Annotated in this window: 2 tRNA genes and 3 rRNA genes; all 5 read left to right on the top strand. The window is 49.5% G+C overall.

Features of this window, described 5'->3' with window-relative positions:
* The first annotated feature begins 40 nt into the window (after nt 1-40).
* The 5 genes from CBI42_RS10330 to rrf all read left to right on the top strand — a co-directional run bounded on the left by CBI42_RS10330 (nt 41) and on the right by rrf (nt 5,241).
* A tRNA-Glu gene (locus tag CBI42_RS10330) sits at nt 41-112 on the top strand.
* A 240-nt stretch (nt 113-352) separates the two neighbouring features.
* A 16S ribosomal RNA gene (locus CBI42_RS10325) occupies nt 353-1,898 on the top strand.
* 51 nt (nt 1,899-1,949) lie between these two features.
* Nucleotides 1,950-2,022 (top strand) — tRNA-Ala (locus CBI42_RS10320).
* Between the two features lie 125 nt (nt 2,023-2,147).
* A 23S ribosomal RNA gene (locus tag CBI42_RS10315) occupies nt 2,148-5,049 on the top strand.
* A 76-nt stretch (nt 5,050-5,125) separates the two neighbouring features.
* Nucleotides 5,126-5,241 (top strand): 5S ribosomal RNA (gene rrf, locus CBI42_RS10310).
* Together the 16S, 23S and 5S rRNA genes with 2 tRNA genes alongside form the textbook arrangement of a ribosomal RNA operon.
* Nucleotide 5,242: the final 1 nt, after the last annotated feature.

The following is a 5,242-nucleotide window of genomic DNA, read 5'->3' as shown; positions in this document are numbered from 1 at the left end:
AAAAGTCTGTATAATAGTAAGAGTTGAAAATAACAACTCAGGTCCGTTGGTCAAGGGGTTAAGACACCGCCTTTTCACGGCGGTAACACGGGTTCGAATCCCGTACGGACTATGGTGTATTGTGGTTGAAGCACTTGATGAAAAAAGTTAAAAAAGTTTCAAAAAAGTGTTGACAAGCGAAAGCGGCTGTGATATACTAATATAGTTGTCACTTGAGAGAAGCGAGTGACAAAGACCTTTGAAAACTGAACAAGACGAACCAATGTGCAGGGCACTACAACTAAGGTTGTAGTACTGAACAATGAAAAAACAATAAATCTGTCAGTGACAGAAATGAGTGAGAACTCAAACTTTTAATGAGAGTTTGATCCTGGCTCAGGACGAACGCTGGCGGCGTGCCTAATACATGCAAGTAGAACGCTGAAGGAGGAGCTTGCTTCTCTGGATGAGTTGCGAACGGGTGAGTAACGCGTAGGTAACCTGCCTGGTAGCGGGGGATAACTATTGGAAACGATAGCTAATACCGCATAAGAGTAGATGTTGCATAACATTTGCTTAAAAGGTGCAATTGCATCACTACCAGATGGACCTGCGTTGTATTAGCTAGTTGGTGGGGTAACGGCTCACCAAGGCGACGATACATAGCCGACCTGAGAGGGTGATCGGCCACACTGGGACTGAGACACGGCCCAGACTCCTACGGGAGGCAGCAGTAGGGAATCTTCGGCAATGGACGGAAGTCTGACCGAGCAACGCCGCGTGAGTGAAGAAGGTTTTCGGATCGTAAAGCTCTGTTGTAAGAGAAGAACGAGTGTGAGAGTGGAAAGTTCACACTGTGACGGTATCTTACCAGAAAGGGACGGCTAACTACGTGCCAGCAGCCGCGGTAATACGTAGGTCCCGAGCGTTGTCCGGATTTATTGGGCGTAAAGCGAGCGCAGGCGGTTAGATAAGTCTGAAGTTAAAGGCTGTGGCTTAACCATAGTACGCTTTGGAAACTGTTTAACTTGAGTGCAAGAGGGGAGAGTGGAATTCCATGTGTAGCGGTGAAATGCGTAGATATATGGAGGAACACCGGTGGCGAAAGCGGCTCTCTGGCTTGTAACTGACGCTGAGGCTCGAAAGCGTGGGGAGCAAACAGGATTAGATACCCTGGTAGTCCACGCCGTAAACGATGAGTGCTAGGTGTTAGACCCTTTCCGGGGTTTAGTGCCGTAGCTAACGCATTAAGCACTCCGCCTGGGGAGTACGACCGCAAGGTTGAAACTCAAAGGAATTGACGGGGGCCCGCACAAGCGGTGGAGCATGTGGTTTAATTCGAAGCAACGCGAAGAACCTTACCAGGTCTTGACATCCCTCTGACCGCTCTAGAGATAGAGCTTTCCTTCGGGACAGAGGTGACAGGTGGTGCATGGTTGTCGTCAGCTCGTGTCGTGAGATGTTGGGTTAAGTCCCGCAACGAGCGCAACCCCTATTGTTAGTTGCCATCATTCAGTTGGGCACTCTAGCGAGACTGCCGGTAATAAACCGGAGGAAGGTGGGGATGACGTCAAATCATCATGCCCCTTATGACCTGGGCTACACACGTGCTACAATGGCTGGTACAACGAGTCGCAAGCCGGTGACGGCAAGCTAATCTCTTAAAGCCAGTCTCAGTTCGGATTGTAGGCTGCAACTCGCCTACATGAAGTCGGAATCGCTAGTAATCGCGGATCAGCACGCCGCGGTGAATACGTTCCCGGGCCTTGTACACACCGCCCGTCACACCACGAGAGTTTGTAACACCCGAAGTCGGTGAGGTAACCGTAAGGAGCCAGCCGCCTAAGGTGGGATAGATGATTGGGGTGAAGTCGTAACAAGGTAGCCGTATCGGAAGGTGCGGCTGGATCACCTCCTTTCTAAGGATAAGGAACTGCGCATTGGTCTTGTTTAGTCTTGAGAGGTCTTGTGGGGCCTTAGCTCAGCTGGGAGAGCGCCTGCTTTGCACGCAGGAGGTCAGCGGTTCGATCCCGCTAGGCTCCATTGGTGAGAGATCACCAAGTAATGCACATTGAAAATTGAATATCTATATCAAATAGTAACAAGAAAATAAACCGAAAACGCTGTAGTATTAATAAGAGTTTATGACTGAAAGGTCAGAAAAATAAGGTTAAGTTAATAAGGGCGCACGGTGGATGCCTTGGCACTAGGAGCCGAAGAAGGACGTGACAAACGACGATATGCCTTGGGTAGCTGTAAGTAAGCGATGATCCAGGGATTTCCGAATGGGGGAACCCAACAGGTACTACCTGTTACCCGCATCTGTTAAGGATGTGAGGAGGAAGACGCAGTGAACTGAAACATCTAAGTAGCTGCAGGAAGAGAAAGCAAAAGCGATTGCCTTAGTAGCGGCGAGCGAAACGGCAGAAGGGCAAACCGAAGAGTTTACTCTTCGGGGTTGTAGGACTGCAATGTGGACTCAAAGATTATAGAAGAATGATTTGGGAAGATCAGCCAAAGAGAGTAATAGCCTCGTATTTAAAATAGTCTTTGTACCTAGCAGTATCCTGAGTACGGCGGGACACGAGAAATCCCGTCGGAATCTGGGAGGACCATCTCCCAACCCTAAATACTCCCTAGTGACCGATAGTGAACCAGTACCGTGAGGGAAAGGTGAAAAGCACCCCGGGAGGGGAGTGAAATAGAACCTGAAACCGTGTGCCTACAACAAGTTCGAGCCCGTTAATGGGTGAGAGCGTGCCTTTTGTAGAATGAACCGGCGAGTTACGTTATGATGCGAGGTTAAGTTGAAGAGACGGAGCCGTAGGGAAACCGAGTCTGAATAGGGCGCCTTAGTATCATGACGTAGACCCGAAACCATGTGACCTACCCATGAGCAGGTTGAAGGTGCGGTAAGACGCACTGGAGGACCGAACCAGGGCACGTTGAAAAGTGCTTGGATGACTTGTGGGTAGCGGAGAAATTCCAAACGAACTTGGAGATAGCTGGTTCTCTCCGAAATAGCTTTAGGGCTAGCGTCGACATTAGAGATTCTTGGAGGTAGAGCACTGTTTGGGTGAGGGGTCCATCCCGGATTACCAATCTCAGATAAACTCCGAATGCCAATGAATTATGGTCGGCAGTCAGACTGCGAGTGCTAAGATCCGTAGTCGAAAGGGAAACAGCCCAGACCACCAGCTAAGGTCCCAAAATAATTGTTAAGTGGAAAAGGATGTGGGGTTGCACAGACAACTAGGATGTTAGCTTAGAAGCAGCTATTCATTCAAAGAGTGCGTAATAGCTCACTAGTCGAGTGACCCTGCGCCGAAAATGTACCGGGGCTAAAACAATTTACCGAAGCTGTGGATACCTTTATAGGTATGGTAGGAGAGCGTTCTATGTGTGATGAAGGTGTACCGTGAGGAGCGCTGGAACGCATAGAAGTGAGAATGCCGGTATGAGTAGCGAAAGACAGGTGAGAATCCTGTCCACCGTAAGACTAAGGTTTCCAGGGGAAGGCTCGTCCGCCCTGGGTTAGTCGGGACCTAAGGAGAGACCGAAAGGTGTATCCGATGGACAACAGGTTGATATTCCTGTACTAGAGTATGTAGTGATGGAGGGACGCAGTAGGCTAACTAAAGCAGACGATTGGAAGAGTCTGTCTAAGCAGTGAGGTGTGATATGAGTCAAATGCTTATATCTTTAACATTGAGCTGTGATGGGGAGCGAAGTTTAGTAGCGAAGTTAGTGACGTCACACTGCCAAGAAAAGCTTCTAGCGTTTAAACATACTCTACCCGTACCGCAAACCGACACAGGTAGTCGAGGCGAGTAGCCTCAGGTGAGCGAGAGAACTCTCGTTAAGGAACTCGGCAAAATGACCCCGTAACTTCGGGAGAAGGGGTGCTGACTTTAAGTCAGCCGCAGTGAATAGGCCCAAGCAACTGTTTATCAAAAACACAGCTCTCTGCTAAATCGTAAGATGATGTATAGGGGGTGACGCCTGCCCGGTGCTGGAAGGTTAAGAGGAGTGCTTAGCGTAAGCGAAGGTATGAATTGAAGCCCCAGTAAACGGCGGCCGTAACTATAACGGTCCTAAGGTAGCGAAATTCCTTGTCGGGTAAGTTCCGACCCGCACGAAAGGCGTAATGATTTGGGCACTGTCTCAACGAGAGACTCGGTGAAATTTTAGTACCTGTGAAGATGCAGGTTACCCGCGACAGGACGGAAAGACCCCATGGAGCTTTACTGCAGTTTGATATTGAGTGTCTGTACCACATGTACAGGATAGGTAGGAGTCTATGAGATCGGGACGCCAGTTTCGAAGGAGACGTTGTTGGGATACTACCCTTGTGTTATGGCCACTCTAACCCGGATAGGTGATCCCTATCGGAGACAGTGTCTGACGGGCAGTTTGACTGGGGCGGTCGCCTCCTAAAAGGTAACGGAGGCGCCCAAAGGTTCCCTCAGAATGGTTGGAAATCATTCGCAGAGTGTAAAGGTATAAGGGAGCTTGACTGCGAGAGCTACAACTCGAGCAGGGACGAAAGTCGGGCTTAGTGATCCGGTGGTTCCGTATGGAAGGGCCATCGCTCAACGGATAAAAGCTACCCTGGGGATAACAGGCTTATCTCCCCCAAGAGTTCACATCGACGGGGAGGTTTGGCACCTCGATGTCGGCTCGTCGCATCCTGGGGCTGTAGTCGGTCCCAAGGGTTGGGCTGTTCGCCCATTAAAGCGGCACGCGAGCTGGGTTCAGAACGTCGTGAGACAGTTCGGTCCCTATCCGTCGCGGGCGTAGGAAATTTGAGAGGATCTGCTCCTAGTACGAGAGGACCAGAGTGGACTTACCGCTGGTGTACCAGTTGTCTTGCCAAAGGCATCGCTGGGTAGCTATGTAGGGAAGGGATAAACGCTGAAAGCATCTAAGTGTGAAACCCACCTCAAGATGAGATTTCCCATGATTTTATATCAGTAAGAGCCCTGAGAGATGATCAGGTAGATAGGTTAGAAGTGGAAGTGTGGCGACACATGTAGCGGACTAATACTAATAGCTCGAGGACTTATCCAAAGTAACTGAGAATATGAAAGCGAACGGTTTTCTTAGTTTGAATAGATATTCAATTTTGAGTAGGTATTACTCAGAGTTAAGTGACGATAGCCTAGGAGATACACCTGTACCCATGCCGAACACAGAAGTTAAGCCCTAGAACGCCGGAAGTAGTTGGGGGTTGCCCCCTGTGAGATATGGAAGTCGCTTAGCT

Origin of the sequence: Streptococcus sp. KR (assembly GCF_002238115.1) — a bacterium.
Taxonomy (GTDB): Bacteria; Bacillota; Bacilli; order Lactobacillales; family Streptococcaceae; genus Streptococcus.
The sequence above is the reverse complement of the archived record's forward strand: the minus strand, read 5'-3'. Positions and strand labels throughout refer to the sequence as shown.